16 protein-coding genes and 2 pseudogenes are annotated in these 18,123 nt (G+C 41.6%); 9 read left to right on the top strand and 9 right to left on the bottom strand.

Annotated features, from left to right (window positions below; translation table 11 throughout):
• Positions 1-496: 496 nt before the first annotated feature.
• The 4 genes and pseudogenes from FN924_RS01225 to FN924_RS01210 all read left to right on the top strand — a co-directional run bounded on the left by FN924_RS01225 (position 497) and on the right by FN924_RS01210 (position 4,443).
• Entirely contained in the window at positions 497-1,564 is a 1,068-nt protein-coding gene (locus FN924_RS01225; protein WP_143891704.1) for an iron-siderophore ABC transporter substrate-binding protein, read from the top strand.
• On the top strand, positions 1,557-2,597 hold the full coding sequence (locus FN924_RS01220) for a FecCD family ABC transporter permease (protein WP_143891703.1): 1,041 nt from the start codon (positions 1,557-1,559) through the stop codon (positions 2,595-2,597). The genes FN924_RS01225 and FN924_RS01220 overlap by 8 nt, the downstream gene beginning before the upstream one ends.
• A pseudogene (locus FN924_RS01215) lies at positions 2,594-3,625 on the top strand (FecCD family ABC transporter permease). Before FN924_RS01220 ends, FN924_RS01215 begins: the two are co-directional and overlap by 4 nt.
• Positions 3,625-4,443: an ABC transporter ATP-binding protein gene (locus FN924_RS01210; protein ID WP_143891702.1), complete on the top strand. Its 819-nt coding sequence runs from the start codon at positions 3,625-3,627 to the stop codon at positions 4,441-4,443. The pseudogene FN924_RS01215 and the gene FN924_RS01210 overlap by 1 nt, the downstream one beginning before the upstream one ends.
• A gap of 162 nt (positions 4,444-4,605) precedes the next feature.
• Here the strand turns inward: FN924_RS01210 and FN924_RS01205 are convergent, their stop codons facing one another.
• Positions 4,606-5,490, bottom strand: coding sequence for an AraC family transcriptional regulator (locus FN924_RS01205; RefSeq protein ID WP_228409526.1), 885 nt, complete (start codon positions 5,488-5,490; stop codon positions 4,606-4,608).
• Between the two features lie 241 nt (positions 5,491-5,731).
• On the opposite strand from FN924_RS01205, the gene FN924_RS01200 reads away from it, so the two are divergent.
• Complete coding sequence (locus FN924_RS01200) at positions 5,732-5,992, top strand: Atu4866 domain-containing protein (protein WP_143891701.1); 261 nt, start codon at positions 5,732-5,734, stop codon at positions 5,990-5,992.
• The gene (locus FN924_RS01195; protein WP_143891700.1) at positions 5,992-6,723 is read left to right on the top strand and encodes an SDR family oxidoreductase; all 732 of its coding nucleotides are present in this window, start codon (positions 5,992-5,994) and stop codon (positions 6,721-6,723) included. Before FN924_RS01200 ends, FN924_RS01195 begins: the two co-directional genes overlap by 1 nt.
• 134 nt (positions 6,724-6,857) lie before the next feature.
• Here the strand turns inward: FN924_RS01195 and FN924_RS01190 are convergent, their stop codons facing one another.
• Positions 6,858-7,709 (bottom strand): aldo/keto reductase, encoded by an 852-nt coding sequence (locus tag FN924_RS01190; protein ID WP_143891699.1) that lies wholly within the window; start codon positions 7,707-7,709, stop codon positions 6,858-6,860.
• Between the two features lie 167 nt (positions 7,710-7,876).
• Here FN924_RS01190 and FN924_RS01185 point away from each other — a divergent pair, with 167 nt between their 5' ends.
• Both FN924_RS01185 and FN924_RS01180 read left to right on the top strand, forming a co-directional pair.
• Positions 7,877-8,290 (top strand): MerR family transcriptional regulator, encoded by a 414-nt coding sequence (locus FN924_RS01185; RefSeq protein WP_143891698.1) that lies wholly within the window; start codon positions 7,877-7,879, stop codon positions 8,288-8,290.
• A gap of 357 nt (positions 8,291-8,647) precedes the next feature.
• A pseudogene (locus tag FN924_RS01180) lies at positions 8,648-9,162 on the top strand (hypothetical protein).
• A 235-nt stretch (positions 9,163-9,397) separates the two neighbouring features.
• Here FN924_RS01180 and FN924_RS01175 read toward each other — a convergent pair.
• The 3 genes from FN924_RS01175 to FN924_RS01155 form a co-directional block, all read right to left on the bottom strand.
• On the bottom strand, positions 9,398-10,009 hold the full coding sequence (locus FN924_RS01175) for a TetR/AcrR family transcriptional regulator (RefSeq protein ID WP_143891697.1): 612 nt from the start codon (positions 10,007-10,009) through the stop codon (positions 9,398-9,400).
• A 716-nt stretch (positions 10,010-10,725) separates the two neighbouring features.
• Positions 10,726-12,348 carry an SDR family NAD(P)-dependent oxidoreductase gene (locus FN924_RS19150; RefSeq protein WP_228409525.1) on the bottom strand — a complete coding sequence of 541 codons (1,623 nt, stop codon included), beginning with the start codon at positions 12,346-12,348 and terminating at the stop codon, positions 10,726-10,728.
• Positions 12,349-12,950: 602 nt separating this feature from the next.
• Positions 12,951-13,523 (bottom strand): TetR/AcrR family transcriptional regulator, encoded by a 573-nt coding sequence (locus FN924_RS01155; protein ID WP_143891695.1) that lies wholly within the window; start codon positions 13,521-13,523, stop codon positions 12,951-12,953.
• A 187-nt stretch (positions 13,524-13,710) separates the two neighbouring features.
• Between FN924_RS01155 and FN924_RS01150 the strand changes: the two genes are divergently transcribed.
• Complete coding sequence (locus tag FN924_RS01150) at positions 13,711-14,421, top strand: SDR family oxidoreductase (RefSeq protein WP_143891694.1); 711 nt, start codon at positions 13,711-13,713, stop codon at positions 14,419-14,421.
• Positions 14,422-14,957: 536 nt separating this feature from the next.
• Here FN924_RS01150 and FN924_RS01145 read toward each other — a convergent pair.
• The 4 genes from FN924_RS01145 to FN924_RS01130 all read right to left on the bottom strand — a co-directional run bounded on the left by FN924_RS01145 (position 14,958) and on the right by FN924_RS01130 (position 18,053).
• Positions 14,958-16,082, bottom strand: a complete 1,125-nt coding sequence (locus FN924_RS01145; protein WP_143891693.1) for an acyltransferase family protein — start codon at positions 16,080-16,082, stop codon at positions 14,958-14,960.
• A gap of 105 nt (positions 16,083-16,187) precedes the next feature.
• Positions 16,188-16,553, bottom strand: coding sequence for a GntR family transcriptional regulator (locus FN924_RS01140; RefSeq protein WP_143891692.1), 366 nt, complete (start codon positions 16,551-16,553; stop codon positions 16,188-16,190).
• Positions 16,553-17,206, bottom strand: coding sequence for an ABC-2 transporter permease (locus tag FN924_RS01135; RefSeq protein WP_143891691.1), 654 nt, complete (start codon positions 17,204-17,206; stop codon positions 16,553-16,555). The genes FN924_RS01140 and FN924_RS01135 overlap by 1 nt, the downstream gene beginning before the upstream one ends.
• Positions 17,199-18,053, bottom strand: a complete 855-nt coding sequence (locus FN924_RS01130; RefSeq protein ID WP_143891690.1) for an ABC transporter ATP-binding protein — start codon at positions 18,051-18,053, stop codon at positions 17,199-17,201. The genes FN924_RS01135 and FN924_RS01130 overlap by 8 nt, the downstream gene beginning before the upstream one ends.
• Positions 18,054-18,123 lie beyond the last annotated feature (70 nt).

Raw genomic sequence — 18,123 nt, 5'->3', positions numbered from 1 at the left:
TTCAGCGCTGCGCCCCATATAACACCAAACATCCCATAGGATTTCGTTACCTCCCATTTTATCATGAAACTTTAATGGAAAATGGATAGCCGAACATTATTTAGCTATCCATTCATCTCGACAGTATTTATATATTTTCATACCATTCTTTTCCCGTCGACCACGGTTTAACTGGTTTTTTTCTCCTAAAATCTACACACAGACAGATGCCATACTATGTGCTTCTAATCAGCTTTCCAAAGTACCCTATATTTTATTGTTATTGTAAAACGTCCCAATAAATACGGTCTATTTTTCCAAATATCCGTTGACAACCTTCAGAAGAGCATATATCATTGTGAATGATAATCATTATCAATTAAAGGGATTTCAAAAAAATGGATCGGTCGTATAGCACCAGCATCAGCTTATTATGCTTACCTTTACATACTATTTTCACTAGGTAAGCTTACACAATCCATAAATTCATAAAAAAAGGAAAAGGGTGGATACACAAATGAAAGCAAAACAAAAAATGTCCTTATTCGCATTTCTAATGGTAACGCTTAGCATCACATTACTATTTGGTTGCCAAGCTAAGGAATCCGATTCCGCTTCGGCTGAGACAGATAAGAAAGACACAGAAACAGCCTCAAAAGAAGAATCCTCGGAGTACCCAATTAAGATTGAACATGCTTTTGGGGAGACAGTCATTGAAAGCAAGCCTGAACGAGTTGCTACTGTTCAATGGGCAAATCATGACGTAGCACTTGCTCTTGGGGTAGTACCTGTTGGTTTCTCCGAAGCAAACTACGGGGTTCAAGATGATAGCGGTCTATTACCTTGGACAGCTGAAAAATTAGAAGAGCTTGGTGTTGAAGATCCTAATATCTACCAAGATACCGATGGTCTAGATTTCGAAGCCATTTCCGATTCAAACCCTGACGTCATTCTTGCAGGATATTCTGGTATCACACAGGAAGATTACGATATTCTTAGTGAAATCGCACCGGTTGTTCCTTATAAAAAAGGGCCATGGTTATCGACATGGCGTGAGCAAGTTATGTTAAATGCGACTGGAATGGGAATGAAAGAAGAAGGCGAGCAGCTTATTAAAGACACAGAGAATCTGATTAAGGAAAAAGTAAGTCAGTATCCGGAAATTGAAGGCAAAAAAGTGGCATTTGCTAGCTTCTCTGCCGAAGATTTATCGCAAATCTATGTTTATACACCAGCTGACCCTCGTGGCGCATTCTTAAACGAGCTAGGAATGGAATATCCTGAAAGTGTATTAAATGAAATTACAGATCCAAATAGTTTCTCTTTAACATTAAGTGCAGAAAACGCTGACGTTCTTAACGATGCTGATATTTTAATCGGGTATGGCGATGAAAGCTTATACGAAGCAGTGAAAGCTGATCCACTACTAGGAAAAATTCCAGCAATTGAAAGAGGTTCTGTTGTATTTATTGGAGACAATACACCTTTAGCTGCATCCGGAAACCCAAATCCGTTATCCATCGCTTATACTATTGATGAATACCTAGAATTAATTGCAGGAGCTATGGAAAAAATAGATGAGTAGTTTAACAGATTCCAAACATAAGTGGCTACTACCACCTATTCGAAGAAATATGGTGGTAGTACTGGCCATTTGTATCGTTGGCCTAATACTATGTGTCATTGCCTCTTTGGTTCTTGGCTCTAGACCAGTAACCTATCATGAGCTAATAAATGGTTTGTTTAATCAACAAGCCGATTCCTACGGGGCGAGTGTTGTTCAAAAGCGTATTTCCCGTACGATATTCAGTTTGTTTTGTGGAGCTGCACTTGGCATCTCCGGAGCACTTATGCAAGCCGTTACTCGAAATCCAATTGCAGACCCAAGTATCCTTGGTGTAAACATGGGTGCGTCCTTGTTTGTCGTAAGTGGAATTGCATTTTTAAATATAAGCACAGCTTACCAATATATTTGGTTTGCACTAGCCGGGGCAATGATCACCGCTGTATTCGTGTTTGGAATTGGCTCAATGGGGCGTGGCGGTGCTACGCCCCTTAAGCTTGTCTTAGCAGGGGCTGCCACAAGCGCCGCTCTTTCTTCACTGGTCATTGCCATTATGATTCCGCGTTCCTATGTCATGGATCAGTTTCGTTTTTGGCAAGTAGGTAGCGTTGGTGCCGGAGACTGGAGCTCTATAACGACCTTTATTCCATTTCTCGTTGTCGGAATATTGTTAGGAACGATTACAACCTCAGCACTCAATGCGTTAGCGCTTGGTGATGAGGTTGCAACAGGACTAGGTGTTCGTACTGGTTTGTTAAGACTTCTTGCAGCTCTAGCAGCTGTTCTATTGTGCGGAGCAACTACTGCACTAGCAGGACCTATCGGTTTTGTGGGACTGTTATCGACTCATATCATACGACTCATACTAGGTCCTGACATGGGTTATATCATCCCAATGTCAGCTATTACGGGAGCTATTATTTTAACGATATCAGATGTATGTGGGCGACTGATAGGAAGCCCCGGTGAACTCGAAGTTGGTGTCGTGACAGCCTTTATTGGTGCTCCCATATTAATAATTCTAGCTAGGAAAGCGAAAGTGCAATCATTATGATGAATCAATCAGTTGAATTTATTGTTGCAGGCAGACGTCAACGGCGGCGTCGATGGATACTCGTTACTGGTTCCCTTACAGTACTTTTAATTGTGCTTTGTTGTGCAATGCTTATGCTTGGAAGTACGATTTATCCAGTCAAGGATGTAATCGGGACACTTCTAGGAGAAAAAATAAAAGGTGTTTCGTTTGCTGTTCATACCATCCGTCTACCGAGAATGTTAGCTGGTCTTTTTGCAGGCTTTGCATTTGGAATAGGCGGAAATATATTTCAGACGATGTTGCGTAACCCCTTGGCTAATCCAAATGTGATTGGGATTACGACTGGCTCGAGCGCAGCGGCTGTTTTTTGTATTGTCATTCTTCATACTAGTAACTCTATTGTCTCTGTCGCTTCGGTCATTGCCGGTCTTGCTACCGTCGTATTCATCTACTTATTCGCAAGAGGAAAGTCCTTTTCGATTGGTCGATTAATCCTAGTAGGGATAGGCATACAAGCGATGCTTAATGCATTGGTATCTTATCTTCTACTCGTAGGTGCACAACAAGATATCCCTGCCGCATTAAGATGGCTTACTGGGAGCTTAAATGGTGTACAAATGGATTAACTTCCAGTACTTGTCCTATCGGTCTTTATCTTTGTACCTATTATCGTAATCTTAGGAAAACACCTAAGTATTTTGGAGCTTGGGGAACAAGCGGCTACTTCTTTAGGGATTCAAACGGACAAGACGAGAATTATTCTTATCCTAGGTTCTGTTTGTATCCTGGCATTAGCAACCGCTACTACTGGACCGATCGCCTTTGTAGCTTTCCTTGCGGGACCTATCGCAAAAAGACTGGTCGGAGCTGGTTTTTCCAACATACTTCCTGCAGGTCTTGTGGGTGCAACCTTAGTGTTGGCGTCAGACCTAATCGGACAGTTTGCTTTTGAAGTCAGATATCCTGTCGGGGTTATAACTGGAATAATTGGAGCTCCATATCTGCTTTACTTGCTAATTAGAATGAATCGAAAGGGAGAGTTATAATGAAACCGGAGCATATTTTTCAAGCGGAACAAATCGTTGCGGGCTATGACGACAAAACCGTCATTCACGACATTAGCCTAGAGATTCCTAGTAACAAGATAAACGTAATCATTGGTGCAAACGCCTGTGGAAAATCTACTCTTCTTAAAACATTAGCAAGGCTCATCAAACCTAAATCAGGGATGGTTACACTAGATGGAAAGCAGATTAGTAAAATTCCACCGAAACAATTAGCTCGAGTAGTAGGATTACTTCCACAATCCCCAATCGTTCCAGAAGGAATTACAGTAGCAGATTTAGTAGGCCGAGGAAGATTTCCACATCAATCTCTGTTTAATGGGTGGACTAAGAAGGATTATGAAGCCGTTGCAGAAGCGATGGAAATTATGAACATAACCGATTTAGCTAATCAACACATAGATGAGCTATCTGGCGGACAACGACAGCGCGTTTGGATTGCCATGGCACTTGCCCAGCAAACGGATATTTTGTTTCTAGACGAACCGACGACATTTTTAGATATCACCTATCAAGTGGAAATCTTGGATATGCTCACAGACCTTAACCGGAAGCACGGAACGACAATTGTAATGGTCCTTCATGACATCAACCTGTCCGCTCGCTATGCAGATCATATTTTTGCATTAAATAAAGGAAAGCTTGTGGCAGAGGGAGAGCCATCAGAGGTCATTACTAGCTCGTTGATTAAAGACATTTTCGGTCTGGACTGTACGGTTGTGGAGGATCCTATTTCTGGTTCTCCTTCTGTGGTGCCGATTGGGCGGTATCATGTGAATCGGGCGTATAGTCTGATTTAATTTTTGATATAGTACGTATATAAAAAGCCGTAAAAATTTCTTAGTGAATTTTTCGGCTTTTTGATGTTCTTACACTTATTTTATATTTTTATGAAGATTCTAAGCTTTCTATCGTAGTTGGAGCTTCAAAATATACGATAGTTTCTAATTACAAAGCCCTTTTTATAAATGTTTACGTAAACGTCGACGGTCTTGCCCAGGTGGTAATCCGAACTTTCGAGTATATTCTCGACTAAAATGGGAGGGGCTTTCATAACCGACTTGGAACGAAGCTTCTGCTGCATTCAGTTCTTCTGTAAAAAGTAGCCGGCGAGCTTCTTGAAGGCGTAGCTGTTTCTGGTATTGGATTGGGCTCATTCCAGTGACCTCCTTAAAATAATTATAGAAGGATGAAGTACTCATTCGTACTTCCTGAGCCAACTCTTCCACTCGAATGGGCTGGTCAAATGTACGATTTAGTCGCTCAATTACCTTGGCAATCCGCTGGGCTTGACTCCCTATAACCGCGAAATTCCTCAAGGTTTCGTTCTGTCCATCCTGCAGAACCCGATAAATAATCTCACGATGGAGGCCGGCAGAAAGCACTGGAATATCATGTGGCGTATCCAAGAGTCTGACGAGTCGTAGTACTGCGTCGTGGAGCGAGTCACTCATCCTGCTAATTGCTAAGCCACGTCTTGACTCACTTTTAAATTCCCCCATTTGTTGTGAGGATTGAAGGACATCCAAAATCTGATTCACATCGAGCCGTAACTGCAAACTTAAATAGGGGACTTCCAGTGAAGCTCCTATAACTTGACCTGTGATTGGCAAGTGAACAGAAGCCGTCAAATAACTACTTGAATCATATTGAAAGGTCTCATTTCCAAGCATAACCACTTTTGAGCCTTGTGCCACTATACAAAGAGAAGGTTCATAGACAGAGTACACCGGCTCAGAATTCTGAGAGGAGCGAATAATACGCAAACCCGGAATAGCCGTTTCCTGTGTACCATCCGTCTGCATAAATTTCTCAATCAACTCCGTTAACTCCCCATTTTGTTTCACAGCTTCCCCTCCATCCTTTTACTACCTTTATCTACCTATACTATAGTCCGTTGGAGGATTAGGCAAGAATTGTGTATATTCCGGCTACCGCCCTACTTTCAAGTTGATTCATAATAAAACTATGAAAAAATTCAGGACAATTAGCAGGAAGCTGTTACTGATTATTTCGTTTCATCTCTTGATGATAGCTTGTCAAGATTTAAATGCAAATCACTACTTGAAAAGGAAAGGAGAAAGAGACATGACAACACATCCATATGTCGGCATGTGGGTCACTTCAGATGGCCATATTCGGCATGAGCTATTACCAAATGGACGGTATGATGAAGCCCGGGGCAATCGCCAAAGCGCTTACCAAGGCCGTTATACGATTGAAGGCAATCATATCGAATATGTGGATGACACAGGATTTACAGCTGATGGAGAGTTTATCGACGGTGTACTGTATCACGCAGGAATGGTGCTCTATCGAGAAGAACCAAAAGAAGGAGGCGAGTATTAATGTCTTCACTAAAGGGGAAAACAGTCATTATAACTGGTGCCAGTAGCGGTATTGGTGAGGAAACAGCTCGCTTACTCGCTAGCCAGGGAGCTCATATTGTAATAGGTGCAAGGCGAATAGAAAGACTGGAATCTTTAGCTTCTGAAATTCGAACAGGTGGAGGCTCTGTTACTTATCAAAGGCTTGACGTGACAGAGCTCAGACAAATGCAAGACATCATCCAACTGGCACAGAACCACTTCGGTCAGGTGGATGCGATTGTAAATAATGCCGGCGTGATGCCTCTATCCCCATTAGAGGCATTAAAGATTGATGAATGGAATCGAATGATTGACGTTAATATCCGCGGTGTTCTCCATGGTATTGCCGCTGGGCTACCGGTCATGAAGAAGCAAGGTTTTGGACAATTCGTTAATATTGCATCCATCGGTGCCTATGAAGTTTCACCGACAGCAGCAGTCTACTCTGCAACCAAATATGCGGTACGGGCAATAACGGATGGATTGAGACAGGAGACAGCAGGACAAAACATCCGTGTGACACTTATATCTCCCGGCGTAACCGAATCTGAGCTTCCCGATAGCATTACACATAAAGAAACGATAGATTTTATGAAGGAATACCGTAGCATTGCCTTACCCGCAGCAGCTATCGCTCGTTCCATCGCTTATGCAATGGAACAACCAGCTGAAGTTGATGTGAATGAAATGGTGATTAGGCCGTTGGTTTAGCTCCAATACCTCATTTTAGGCGGGCCAGCCAGTGCCTTCCCCGGAACGTTTAGTTTCCCAAGGAAGCACCGGCTGGCCCACCATTTTTAGTAGCTATACAGATATGCGTAATGATTTTACTGTTAAATCAAAAGTTACAGATTGACTCTCAAGGAACCCAGCGACTTAGCAATTTCCGGATCGCGGTAGTCTAAGAATAGACTTTCCTGTCTATCAAGGGTGGAAATTTGCCCGATGTCCTCTGTACTCAACTCAAAATCAAAAATGTTGATGTTTTCAATGATTCGTTCTCTGCGGACCGATTTGGGAATAACAACGACACCACGCTGAACTAGCCAACGTAATACGACCTGGGCGACGGACTTATTGTATTTTTTCGCGATGGTGGTCAGCAATTCGTTTTCGAACATGTTGTTGCGTCCTTCAGCGAATGGCGCCCACGACTGGTGCTGCACTCCTTGCTCTTTCATAAAAGAGGCGCTCTCGCTTTGTTGGTAGAACGGGTGCGTTTCAATCTGATTGACAGCAGGAACGATTTCGTTGTGCACAATGAGATCCATCAGGCGATCGGGCAAGAAGTTACTAACACCAATCGCCCTGATGTTACCTTTACGGTACAGTTCTTCCATTGCACGCCAAGCACCATAATAATCACCGAATGGCTGGTGAATGAGGTATAAATCGAGATAGTCAAGCTGTAGCTTTTTTAAGGATTTGGCAAATGCTAGCTTGGCGCTCTCGTAGCCGGCATCCTGAACCCAGAGCTTAGTCGTGATGAACAGTTCTTCACGCGGTACACCGCTTCGCTTAATTGCACGTCCGACCGCTTCTTCGTTCAAGTAACCAGCAGCTGTGTCAATCAGACGATAACCTGCCATTAGCGCTTCATATACAGCGTTCTCGCATTCTTCAGCGTCAGGAATCTGGTAGACACCGAAGCCGATAATTGGCATTTTCACTCGGTTGTTCAAAGTTACGGTTTGCATCGTAATTCCTCCCATTGTTTAAAAGTAAAATGACAAATGGCCACACAACCCATGAATGGGGCACCACTACGAGGATTGTTCTTGTAGCCAATTTGCATTACAATTAGCTTACCGCCTTCGTGTTACACGAAGTCAACACGTATTTAACATTTCTTAGGAGGAGTTATATGTATACAGTCAGAGAAGCCGCTCAGATTACGGGACTTACTGAGCACGCCGTGCGTTTTTATACGGATAAAGGATTAGTGCCGAGCGTGCAGCGTAACAAAAACAATATTCGGCTGTTCGACGAAGAATCAATCAACTGGCTTTATGGTGCCAAATGCCTCAAGCAGACCGGAATGCCGATTGAAGTCATCAAAATGTACGTCGACCTTTGCCTTGAAGGTGATTCTACCGTACCGAAACGCTTTGCACTAATGAAGGAGTACAGAGAAATAGCATACGTTCAGCTCGAAGAAGCCAAACGGCGTGCCGACCATTTGGAACAAAAGGTCACCCAGTATCAGGCGATTTTGGAGCACCGAATTCCAGACACAACCAATCCCGGCAACTGGGACAAAGTCCAGAAGGACGCGTAGCAGCCAGTTGAGCGCTAGCAGATCACCAGTCACCAATGAGACTTAAATCCATACTTACCTATCGTTCGCTTTTTAGCCGCTCACCTAATTGGCCAACTAAATTGCAGTAGTTTTTCTCCCTTTATTTTACAAGTTCATTTTCCCTACTATCTCGTTAATTTTCTTCTCTCAATTCTTGTAACACTACTAACATCTCCTAATATCCTCCTGTCCGTTGTTGGTCCAACTAAAAGTTTAAAGTTATTTGGTACGGTTTTTGATTTTTTTAAAGGATCTGTTAATGAATTGTTGTTGATATTTAATTAACAGGAACTAACGTTCTATAAAGGGTTAACTATAAACAAGTTGGTAATAAACGTGAGGACAATAGACATCCTAAAGGCCATTCAAAAACTAAGCCCAGCAGAAACATCGTTTACGTGAGTATTTGATCTATGCTCTAACTGCATCTTCCTCGACAGGAAGTGTTCTGCAAAAAATAACTGAACGTAAAAATAAAAATGTTCAGAACATACTCAACTATTGTTGAAGGTGATGAAGTAGAAAAGCAACGTTATCGCTGTAAAGCGTGTAAAAAGATATGGATATTTATCAATTCAAGTCTGATGGTAAGTTCATAAAAGGGACTATAACACATTCAGAACGTTAACAATTATCACTGAAGGCTAAAAGGATGGATACAACGTTTTAACGGAGTTGCCACTACATATCTAAACAACTACCTTGCTCGGTTTCAAGTATTAGAATTCATTCAACATGAAAGAAAAAATGTTACTATGAAAGACTTGATAATTAAGAGGAATTTAATACAAAATATGGAAACAGTCATCCAGATCAACATATTAACTTGCCTTCTTACTCTCTTGTTCTAAAAGTAAGTTTATTGAACATATCACACTAATCCTTAACAGAGTCTATTTTAAAAAAGTTTTAGGCTGATTCTGATTAATCAAAAGAAGAAGCGGCAGTTTAAGACTTTATTTGTCAAGTCTTAAACTGCCGCTATTGTCATTCAACTATATCTCTCGAAAAGAGAATGTCGAGATAGCACAAGTTGTTCTCCGTGGCCTCACAGATGTATCCGGGATAGCTATCGGTGCCAACTTTTTAGGATGACTTTCCGGAAAGTGTGGAACTGCCGGTTGGCCAGGAGGAGAGCGCTTGCTCAGCAACAGCCTCTAGCATGTCGCGACCGAAGCCGGCCTTTGCTTGAACAGCCATACCGTGGAGCACTGCCATCACGAATGCAGCTAGCGCAGCACAGTCAGCAGTCTCCGGCAAATCTCCCTCCTGCACAGCCTGTTCTAAGCGATCACGAAGCGACGCCTCTCCGTCCGCACGCGCATCGATCAAGGCACGTCGAATAGGTTCTGCATCGTCCGATCCAGCCAAGGCGCCATGAACTCCTAGACACCCCTTACGATCCGGATATCGAGTATGCAATTCGGCGGCTTCTCTGAGGATGTGTGCGACTACCTCTCGTGAGGTTGGCAGCTCCAGCGCCGCCGGGAAGTAGTCCAGGTAGTGTTCATAATAGCGCTCCAACACTTGGCGGAACAACGCTTCTTTGTTGCCAAACGCTGAATAGAGTGCTGGCCTTTCGACACCAGTGGCTTGCGTTAGGTCGGTGTACGACACTCCCTCGTAGCCTTTGCGCCAAAACACGCAAAGTGCTGCATCCAATGCCTGTTCCATATCGAATTCACGGTTACGTCCCATGAGTCAAATCACCTCTTTATTTATACGGCCGAATTTAAGTTTTTTAAAAGCAGTTCAAAAAGCCCTTGACTTTTCAAGTACGCTCCATCAATCACAATTGAAAAGAGTTTTTTTCCTTACCTAACATTGAGGTGTAACTAAGATAAAAAAATGGATATGACCATACACTGTAGTGATCATCTATGCCTGTTCCCAAAAAACATCAAAGGAAACAGATAAATGGAAATTAATCTACATTCGACGCCCAAACAAGCGTAAGTGGATTGGTTATCATTTAAAGCATGTAATCATTGTAACACAATATTGTGTTACATTCGTATTTCGGAATCGTGATGTGTCAACACAAGTTTACCTCGTATGTTCATCAAAAGATGAACTAGACTTACTCATAGATCATAATATTTTATCTGCAGCCTACTAACTACTATTTTGTAAAATAATGACTTTAGATTTATTTGTCATTCACTTTTTAAATACGTTGAAAATGGTCACCCATCTTACATTCTAGTTCCACTACAGTATTTTTTTGGGGTTTGCGCTGATCTCTCTATATAGAAACTCTGAAATTATTCTAATTAACACTAAGCGTTTATTCAGCCCTAGAGCTTTGGCCCTATTCATGATTCAGTAGATCTTTAGCACGTTCTTAGCGTACATTTCTCCCCTACTTTCGGCGGTTACGTCAAAATAAGGGGGATTCAGAAACGGACTCAGGACTAGATGATCCGACGCGCCCTGGCTAGATTAGCAATCAACTCAGCACGTGTCTGGTGCGCGTGCGCAGCCCAAGCGGGCTGACCTGGACCGCTACGCCATGATTCGCTCAACGGACTGTTGTCGACAGTATCGAAACCGAATTGGTCGTACAGCCGTGTCACAAGTTCTACGGCCTCTGGAAAGTTGCTCGAGACCGACAACGCATGGCGGTCGGGTGCACCAGCTGGTCTGCTCGAAACGAAAAGACGAGAAGCTTGGATGTGCGTGAAAGCCTTCGCCACCTTCGAGTTAGGAAGTTGCTCCTGACGGAGCTCGTGAACTGTCTTCTCACCAGAGTCAACCACAGGGAAATGTCCATCGCGCCAAGGCATGTAGTTGTTCGTGTCGAGTACGATTTTACCCGCAAGCTGCTCCACAGGCATGTCGTTGACCAGCTTGAGAGGTACAGCCACAACGACGAAGTCACCAGCCTCGGCAGCTCCAGCCGCAGTCGCGGCACGTGCTGATGGACCAAGCTCATCAATGAGGTCCTTCAACGTCTCAGGTCCCCGTGAATTGGCAATGACGACCTCATATCCGTTCGCGATTGCCGCACGTGCGATCTGGCTACCAACCTCGCCCGCTCCAATGATGCCGATTACTTTCATCGGATACGTACCTTTTGTGCCTACCATTTCCTCGCTTTTCACCCAAAGCTGCTCAGCTTTGCTAGCGTCGAGCGCATACGACCTTACGCCGTCGGCAAACGGATTAGGCGAGTCATCGATCGGCGCAACTGCACAATCTTCGAGATAGCGCCCACCGATTTCATCTTTGTCAGCCACGACTGCGGCCCAGACCGACGTTGCGGCTGCCTGCGCAACTTCTTTAAGCTCCATTGGCGGAAGACCCTCTTCAGCACGAGCTTTGCCAGCGTTCTCAAAAAGACCCTGCAAGTCTTCCTGCGAGAAATGACGCGGGAGATTGGTAAGACTGTTCCCCGGCATTACCGAGGCGGCTCGGATGCCACGATTGCGATGTCGTTTATCGAATTCCGCCGCGAAAAGAGTAGTGGCCGTTTTCGATCGGCCATAGGCGACAAACGGGTCGTAAGTCTGTTGCTCGAAATTCGGATCATCTAAATCAACATCAGCGATCCGATGAGCTTGGGACGACAGCATCACTAAGCGTCCGTTGTCAGCAATCAGTGGCTCAATCCGATTGATCAAAGCGAAATGACCAAGATAGTTCGTCCCGAACTGGACCTCGAAGCCGTCAACCGTCCGACCGAACGGGGTTGCCATAACGCCAGCGTTGGCAATGATGGCGTCGAACTGCTGACCATTGGTCAGCAGTGTATCGGCACAGACTCGAACACTCTGCAAGGAGGCGAGATCGAGATCGATTAACTCTAAGCTACCGCCTCCTTGCGTTGCCGCATCAAAAACCGATGAAGTAATCGCCTTGGATTTGTCGATGTCTCTTAACGTGCCAACGACACTGGCACCGTGAGACACTAGTGAGCGGGCGGTCTCAAGGCCAATACCCGATGATACACCTGTAATGAAAAATCGTTTTCCCTTGAGATCAACACCGGAAAGTACCTGATCGGCCGTTGACTTTGCATTAAATTTCCTAGGCATAATATTTGCTCCTTTATTTGCGTATTTATTTTGATATTTGCTTGTCATCAGTCCGATCTTTATCATACCAATGACAAGCACTCCGCTAATCAGCAAAATAACATAACGAACGTTATGGTATTTTATGTTATACAACTTAACGAGTACTGTCTATAGGTCAATCGTAGGAGTTTTTTGCTCTCCATCCTTTTCTAGATTACCGTTATTGGACAAGGAATTGAAGGAATATTGCCCAAGAGAAAAAGGGACGAGATCCGATTGGATCCGCCCCAAAACTATATTAATTTTTGATTGTAACAACCGATTGAATAGCGATTGGATACATAGTTGACTGCTCTATCCACTCCTTTGTCGTTTGGATACCAACTATTTAGTGCTGGGAACTGATTTTATTAGCGTGGGGAAGTGGAAAGTAGCAATTATAAAAGATGTGTAGCTTTAAACTAAAAAATTTGATCGTTTTCTACCTATGTTGTTCCATAAACGATTGTTGAACTGTCTTCCTCCTTCATGGTTTATCGTCTTCGCACAAAATAAGTTGGACTTCTCATGATAGATCTGATGATACGTTAGTAATTAGTGCCAAAACAATATCGTTTAAGTTATTTACAACCATTCCGTTCAAATAATGTCCATATTTGCTCTGCCATCCATTGAGGAGACTGTGGCATGTTACTCAGTATCCAGCTCTCCACAGTTCCAACAAAGGCTGTGGTCAAAAATTGTACAATCAATTCCTTATCTATGTTCTGATTGATACCCTGCATATGAATTTTCTTCTGCATACCAGACGAAAGCAATGCCATCATCCGTTCCCGAAATGCGGAAGTTTTCTTATTGGATAGCATGGAAGAAAAGAATATGAAATTCTCCTCAACATAAATAAACAAGGACTTCAGCGCCTCAATTGCCTCGGTCTTCTCCAGTTTTTCCTCTGTAAACTTGGTAAAGGTACAAGAGTGAATCATTCTGTTCAAATGATCATTGATACTATTATCTAACAAATCATACTTATCCATATAATGAAGATAAAAAGTCCCTCGATTCACATTAGCACGTTCGGAAATGTCATTAATCGTAATTCGATCAAATTCTTTTTCCGTAAGCAAATCCAAAAACGCATCATTAATGGCTTTTTTCGTTCTAAGAATTCGTCTATCTGTTTTGGTTTCCATTTGTTTTTGTCTCCTTTCGTTAATCAACAATATTCATCCGTTTGTTGTATATAGTACAAAAGCACGTATATTAGCCATTGAATTTATCCATATTCTTTTTATAATAATACTCAACAACAGTCTAATAATCAACATTTGTTTAAATAACTGTTGGAAGGTATAAAAATTCATTTAAGGAGAGGTGGACATGGAAAACTTACAATCTAAGGTCGTTATTATTACAGGAGCATCCAGTGGAATTGGAGAAGCCACTGCCAAATTCTTAGCTCATCACGGAGCAAGAGTTGTATTGGCAGCAAGGAGAGAGGATCGAATGAGAACCATTGTAGACAACATTCTTCAGGAGGGTGGTAACGCAGTTTATATGCAGACAGATGTTACTAATGCGGAAGACATGCAAAGATTGGCACAGTATGCGTTGGAAAATTTTGGGCAAATTGATGTTCTTATCAATAATGCGGGTGTTCAGTTGAATTCTCATTTACATGAACTTAAAATGAACGAATGGTGGCAAACCATTGATGTAAATATCAAGGGAGTTCTTAACGGCATTGCTGCAGTATTGCCTACAATGAGGAAACAAAAATCAGGACATATTATTAACATATCTTCCGTGATGGGACATAAGATTATCCCGACAACTGCTGTGTATAGCGCAAGCAAGTCTGCTGTCCGCGCAATCTCGGAAGGGCTGCGTCAGGAAGAAGCAACGGAATCTGGGGTTCGGTCTACAATCATCTCACCGGGAATGACGGCGACTGGTGTGTTGGAGGAGTATTCAGACTATCCGAGTCTTTCCCCATCCGCTGTCTCACAGGCTATTGCGTATGCAATCAACCAGCCTGATGATGCCAACGTAAACGAGATTGTCATCAGGCCTACGTTGCAATCAATATAGGATTTTCTGTCTATACTATAGGAAGATTAACGCCTTTTTGGTGTATAAAGTTAATACTGGCCAATGCTGAGTGAAAACAAAGAAAGGCAAAAAAAATAGGTAAGTAGAAATTAAAGAAAGAATGAAAGGTTGGTTTGGAATGGTACCAGCTGTAACTTTCGAATAAAGTTTAATTAAAATACCTAACAAACCAATATTTTACGATAAATGAAAAGAATCCATTTTGAAAAAAGAATGATCAAAATGGATTCTTTTCCTATAGTTTTGCACTAGCTGTCCAAAGTTTTTACTTTTCATGTAAAATGCCTATTTACCATCTATTCCCTTTAATTGATGTATATTATTTTCCCTGCTTTCTCTCTGAGCAAATGGAACATTAGATTGATAAAGGTTATAAAATGTTAAACCGAACATTAAGCAACAAACACAAAAGTTATATTTCCTCTCATTATCTCCCCTCCTATAAAGATAATCATTTAATTTGTCTCAATTAGAAGGATTATTCCAAAGAAATGTGTAATAAAAATTGGAACTCCCTATTTAAAGTATCGCACTCTACTCATCAGATATCCCAAGCCCCAGGACAACAGTACACTGAGCACAAGTACCAACCCATATTCCTCATATACCGGCAAGGATAAGCCATTTACGGCATAGACCATAGCATAAACAACAACATAATGAAAAATGTAAATGCTATAGCTACTCTTGGAGATCCTATTTGTAAAAGGTGTACTTTTGTCAGCGAATCTCTGGAAGAAGGCAAGGAGTGCAAATACAGCCGAAAAAATGGAAATATTGAAGCACAGAACTAAAAGCAGATTAACAACAGAGAAATTTGCGATATCTGAACCCGTTGACTCGTAAACGATAATAGCAATGTATAAGAATATTGAGATTACATAGGTTACGAACCAAGGAATGATTCTCGGCCTGTAGCCTGTTTTGAACCAATCCTTCCGGTATGCATGGATTCCAAGAAAGAAATAAGCAGCATACACAGGAAGCATGACCGACTGAAAATTGATGACGTATAAATTGGTAAAGTAGGCTTCATTGAAAAATTGATTGACAATAAAGTAAGATCCTGTCGTCAAGGAAATAAAGAATACAATAGAACGAAACGTTAATTGTCCTTTCGTGATACTGACTAATTTCCCCTTGCCGTTAAACATGACATAAACCAGGCTTAGCAAAATAAAGAAAATCAGTAGTACGCCAATAAACCACAAGTGGAACGGAGTGATATTTTGACTCTTGTAAAATTCAAAAAGCCAGTATTTAAGAAATTTTTCGTCATTTCCCCAGGAACGAGCCGCAATATAGCTGGCAATAGGCGACAAGAGAATGAATCCAATTAGATACGGAATCCCAAGTCGAACTAATTTATCCTTGACAAAAGGTCTTACACCTTTCTTTATAAGCGGACCTAAAGCAAAATACCCAGCAATAAAGAACATGGTTGCGTTCATCAATTGGCCATTTACAGCTAGGACTAAAAACAGAATGATTGAACCAAACTCATCAGGAATCATATTTTTAACAAAAGGCATGCCCTGAAAAAGGTCAACAAAGTGCATGTTCACATGATAAAAGACGACAAGAGTTATGACAAAAGTCCGCAATGTGTCTAGAAAATAAATACGTTTTGAATGATTCATTTGACCCCCCCATAAAGTATGGTTTAAAATTCAACGGCTTGAAAATTGTTATCTTAAAATACCTCTCCGTAGTCGTTACCGCTCGAATCGGAATTGCTTATTTCGTCAATAAACCTTCTTTATAAGCTCAATAACTTCTTTTAAGGTGAGGCCAAAGGATTTGTAATAGGAAGTGTCAATCAACATTTGCTTCATTATCATGTCGTTCCGTTTTTGAAGCATATCATCGGGTGAGAGGTCCCCTACAAAACATCCTCTTCCAGATACTGTATAAATTAAACCGCATCGTTCAAGTTCTTCCCAAGCTTTCTTTATCGTGATCACACTAACACCTAGTTCCTTGGCTGCTTGTCGTATTGGGGGTAAACTATAACCTCGTTCTATCTCACCCTTAAGAATTTGAGCACTGATTTGGTCAAAAAGTTGCTGATAAATCGGTTTTTCTGATGTATTTGAAATAAATAAGTTCATTAAATATCCAATCTCCCAAATCGTTTAATAGCTATACTGCATGCCACAATAGTGAAAACGATAAATATTACAATCCCAGCAAGCAGGATGGATATTTGAAGCGCTACATGATCAGCGCCGCTACCATTGAAAGTCTCATAAACAAAAGAATTCTGTGTCCCTAACCACTGTACACCTAAGAAATAAAGCAAAGTTGCCGTAATAGATGCCGTTGCCGCTGAACCATATTTATACGCTGTTTTGTAAAACATCGGAATAAAGATAATGTTGAAGATTGCAAGCATGACAAAACACAGCCCCCAGAAACCCATATGCGGCGCGAAGAAAGAGTAGATTATATCCGGATACAATTGAATTGTGAACAAACCAAAGATCATAGCAATTACAAGATGCAATAGTTCCAGGATAACAATAACCGTGACCCTAGCCTTCACCATATCTTTTCTGGACACAGGCAATGTCGTGGTAAATACAAGATCGTTCTGTGCTTTAAATTGGGCAAAAATGTTTGGTACCGAGACCCAGAAGAAATACTGAAGCACAAGAAAATAAATCCAGTTGGGAATAAGCATAAAGGCGCCTATAAAAAAAGGCAATACTAGAAACCAAGGATTGATGCCTAATTTTAAGTCCTTTATCACTAAGTTATACATACAGTTCCTCCTTTTTCGCGAAGTAAATCATGATTTCCTCGAGACTCGGTATAGTTGCTTTTATATCAGAAGAGGTATCGAAATCACTTAAGCGAATCAACCCCGTAAAACCGAATGAATTAATTTTGTATGAAATCAATCGTTCCTCTACTTGGTTCAATTGGCTTTCGTTACCGTTCAATAGGCGATAGGATTCCTTAAATTCTTCTTTTTCCGAGCTGTGGATGACTTGACCGTTTTCAATAAAAGTAACAAAATCTGCACACTTTTCTAAGTCGGATGTAATATGGGTGGAGAAAAGAATGCTAATTTCGCCGTCTAAAACGAGTTCTTGAAATATATCCAACAACTCATCTCTTGCAGCCGGATCGAGTCCGCTTGTTGGTTCGTCGAGGATAAGAAGTTTTGCACCATGAGACAAAGCAAGGGACAAGCTGTACTTAACTTTCATCCCCATTGACAAGTCATTTATTTTTTTGTTCTCGTCCAACTTGAATCTTCTTAGATAGTTATAATAAGTCTCTTCCTCCCAATTCTTATAGAACTTCTTAATCACATTGGTCAACGTCTTAATTTTGCTTCGAGTATAAAAGTCGATGCCGCCAAACGTAAAACCGATATCCTGTTTCAAATCGAGTTCATGTTCGACTATATTCTTACCTAGAATGTGTATTTCCCCGCTATCCAAATGAATCATATTCATAATGGATTTAATGGTAGTCGTTTTTCCTGCGCCATTGGCCCCAATAAAACCCATAATATAACCTTTTTCCAGTTGAAAAGATACATCTTTTAAATGAAAGTCTTTATACTTTTTATTTAAATCTTTGACTTCTAAAGCAATCATAGATTATCCCCTTCCGTGTATATCGTATATACACAATATAACAACGAGGGGTTGTGATGTCAATCGTTAT

The organism is Radiobacillus deserti (assembly GCF_007301515.1).
In the GTDB taxonomy this organism is placed as follows: domain Bacteria; phylum Bacillota; class Bacilli; order Bacillales; family Amphibacillaceae; genus Radiobacillus; species Radiobacillus deserti.
The sequence above is the reverse complement of the archived record's forward strand: the minus strand, read 5'-3'. Positions and strand labels throughout refer to the sequence as shown.